Below are 3,435 nucleotides of genomic sequence, written 5' to 3'. Positions count from 1 at the left end.
GGTTTTATGGTAAACGAGAGTTTGAATCCGTAGAGGATATGTTAAAGCAACATCGGCGATATATGAGTCGACACAATAATATTGCACGAAAAGTATTGGGATTCTTAAGCCCAAATCAAATGGTTGAAAAGTATTACGAAAATAAGTATAACGAAGCTGCTTGATGTGTCCACTGATTTTATATTTTTATCGTTTGTTGTCAAGGATCGTTTCACTTTCCTCCTTGACAACAAAGTCTAAAAATTCGTTTTGGTGGACAAGACATCAAGCACCACTATTATCAGTTCAGGTAACATATGTTTGACAACCCTAGACAAGGATTAGAGTCGTCAGAAATGCTTATTGCAAGTTTATCTCAATATTTTTATACTTAAGAGTAATGACTTATGACGTAAGACTTAAACCTATGACTGATGGTTTATTGAAGACTTTAGGTGTTAAGTGTTAAGTGTTGAGTATAAAGAGTTAAAAGCAAAATACTAAGAGCTAGAGTACAGAGCTAGAGTGCAGAGTTAGAGTACTATGAGTGAAAATACTAAGAGTATGGTAGCTAGGATGATCAGGAAGGGGGAATGGCCGATATGAAAAGAACCTTCAGCAGAGCGCTTAGTCGTTTTCAAAAAATATCGTTGCGAACAATGACCTTTTCACTGGTGTTGATCACAGTCTTTTTCTCGTTATTGGGCTCTACCATGTTGATGCGAAATTATGTCATTGATAGAGAAAGCCGTTTGGTGAGGCAAAAAATATCGGAGACGGCCCGGATAGTAGCAGATGATCCACGGGTGATCAAGGCAGTAAGTGAAGAAGATTATAGTGGAGTCGTTCAAGAGTATGCAACCTTCATGATGAATCAAACCAATGTTGATTTTATTGTAGTGATGAATAGAGACTTGATTCGCTTCTCTCACCCAATCGAAACTATTATTAAATTGCCATTCTCCAATTTAGACGATGCCAGACAAGCGTTGAGTGGTGAGGAACACTACTCTAGACAACAAGGAGTATTAGGAGATGGGACACGTTTTTTTACTCCTATCTATGACGACGAAAGCAATCTAATTGGGGTTGTTTGTGTTGGTTATACCCAACAAACAGTCAATCAACAGTTAGGGAAAGTCCAACAACGGTTATTTTTTGGTCTTGGTATCGGACTTTTTATCGGCCTGATTGGAAGTTTTATATTGGCCCGTCAAATCAAAAAAGAATTGTTAGGATTAGAGCCAGTGGAGATTGCGGCTCAAGTTCAGGAAAGAGAAATTGTGAATGATGCTGTCAATGAAGGCATTATCGCGGTTCGAGCTGATAAAACGGTCCTACTGACAAATAAAAATGCCACTCGAATATTTGAAAAGGCGCAACTAAAAGACGGTGCTATAGATGGCGAGCAACTAAATGATTATGTTTATGACCTTCTTTTCCGCCAAGTTTTTGAGGACAATATTCCAATCGTTAATAAAGCCTACGTGATGAATCAACTGCAATTGGTAGTCAGTGTCACCCCAATCTTTATCAATCATACAGTTTATGGTGCAGTAGCAACCTTGCAAAATCGTACGGAAGTGGAGAAATTGATCAGGGAGCTAGCCAATATTGAACAGTATGTGGATTCATTAAGAGCACAGCGGCATAATTTTATGAACCAATTGCATGTTATCACTGGATTGATTGAGTTAGAGAAATATGATGATGTTACCCATTTTGTGAAAGTACTGAATCGGGATTTTCATGAGCAAATTGGATTTCTATCAGATAAGATCAAATCGTCGGCCATGGTTGGATTCTTTTTAGGAAAATTCAATGAGGCAAAAGAAGAAGGCGTTACATTATCAATGGATCTAGACTCTTATTTTCCAAACGTTGAAATCACCCAGTTCATCCATAGTTTATTGATCAGCATTGGTGTCATGCTTGATAATGCCTATGAAGCAGTTCAACTATCAGAGACTAAGGAAGTATCATTCTATATCCACTATAATAGTGATGAGAAAGTCGTAGCACTGCGCGTTAGTGACAGTGGCTCAGGAATGTCTGATACTGTGAAACAAAAAGTCTTCGACAGAGGGTTCTCAACGAAAGGACCAAAAAGAGGGTATGGATTAGATACTTTACAATCAATTGTTCATGATTATAACGGCATGATTGAGTTACAATCACAAGTGGGCAAAGGAACAACTTTTTACGTTGAGGTTTATAACGATTTACAAATGTGAGCAGAGAGTTTGTAGCATGAATAAGTTTAGAGGTTGAGAAGAATTTTTAGAGTAAAAAATTTTTCAAGAGCAAAAGTATCATAAGAGAGCCTAACGTAAAACGAGAGAAGATAGGACAAGACAGAAATAGGAGGATGAAAGCTATGTTGAGAGTTTTGATCGTTGAAGATGACCCTATGGTTGCACAAATCAATCAAGAGTTTTGCGAGCGGATCGATCATCTACAAGTTGTGGCCCATATGACTAGCGTGGTGCAAGCAGAAGAGTTTCTGGACAATAATACTTGTGATCTGATTTTGCTTGACGTCTATCTCCCTGGAAAGTCTGGTCTTGAATTATTAGTTGATCTAAGAAAAAAAGGTAGTTTTATCCCAACCGTTTTGATCACTGCTTCTGACGAATTCGATACGCTAGAAAAAGCATACGCTTATGGTGTGATAGATTATCTAATCAAGCCATTTTCATTTGATCGTTTCAAAGTAGCTATGGAGAAAGTTATTCAATTTTATGATGCATCTCAAAAAAGAGGACGAACAGACCAATCGCTATTAGACCATCTTTTTCAAAGTCAAAGCGAATCAACACAAACAAGACAGCTCAATAACCACCAACAAATTGCCTTGGACGAATACCAACAAGTAGAATTGCCAAAAGGACTTTCAAAATTGACACTTCGTAAAGTATACCAAGCTGTTGTCCAAGCAGAAGAGTGGTTTTCAACAGAAGATATTGCAGATAAAATAGATATCTCTAGAATCTCGACCAAGAAATATATCCAGTTTATGGTAGATATTAACTTTTTAATAGAACGAATGGATTATAGACGAGTTGGAAGACCAGTAACGCTGTATAAAATAAAGCAAGATGACCACCGGGAGAACATAATGGAACAATTGATTAATTAATCAATTGAGAACAACAGTTGAGAGTAATTCCAGGAGAATGGCTTTATGAGAGTGACTTTATGCCAATGAATTTATGACATTCCACTCCATAGGATGAAAATAAGAGAACAAAAACAAGGGACTCTGACATTGCTAAACCATGTCAAAGTCCCTTGTTTTTGTTACATCATTTATTTCAATAAATTTTAACTAAACTATCTCATTTTATGCCATAAAGCTGAGCGCTTGTATTACAACCTCTTTGTCGGTGTTCTACAAGCAACTTCTTCATCCATAAGTCACTCTATCTCGAAAAATTAAGTGCTTATTTTCGGATA

Annotated in this window: 2 protein-coding genes; both read left to right on the top strand. The window is 37.1% G+C overall.

What is annotated here, in order from left to right:
• Window positions 1-572 precede the first annotated feature (572 nt).
• Complete coding sequence (locus tag H541_RS0110715; RefSeq protein ID WP_084684617.1) at window positions 573-2,213, top strand: ATP-binding protein; 1,641 nt, start codon at window positions 573-575, stop codon at window positions 2,211-2,213.
• A gap of 143 nt (window positions 2,214-2,356) precedes the next feature.
• A complete protein-coding gene (locus H541_RS0110710) occupies window positions 2,357-3,118 on the top strand; it encodes a response regulator (RefSeq protein WP_022797273.1) in 762 nt (253 codons plus the stop codon).
• Window positions 3,119-3,435 lie beyond the last annotated feature (317 nt).

It is taken from the genome of Bavariicoccus seileri WCC 4188, from assembly GCF_000421665.1.
GTDB lineage: Bacteria > Bacillota > Bacilli > Lactobacillales > Aerococcaceae > Bavariicoccus > Bavariicoccus seileri.
Note: the sequence above shows the minus strand (reverse complement) of the source record. Positions and strands in the feature narration are given on the sequence as shown.

What these genes read in the sequence shown, in the direction of transcription:
- H541_RS0110710 (WP_022797273.1), top strand. Translation starts at nt 2,357, where the DNA reads ATGTTGAGAGTTTTGATCGTTGAAGATGACCCTATGGTTGCACAAATC.
- H541_RS0110715 (WP_084684617.1), top strand. Translation starts at nt 573, where the DNA reads ATGGCCGATATGAAAAGAACCTTCAGCAGAGCGCTTAGTCGTTTTCAA.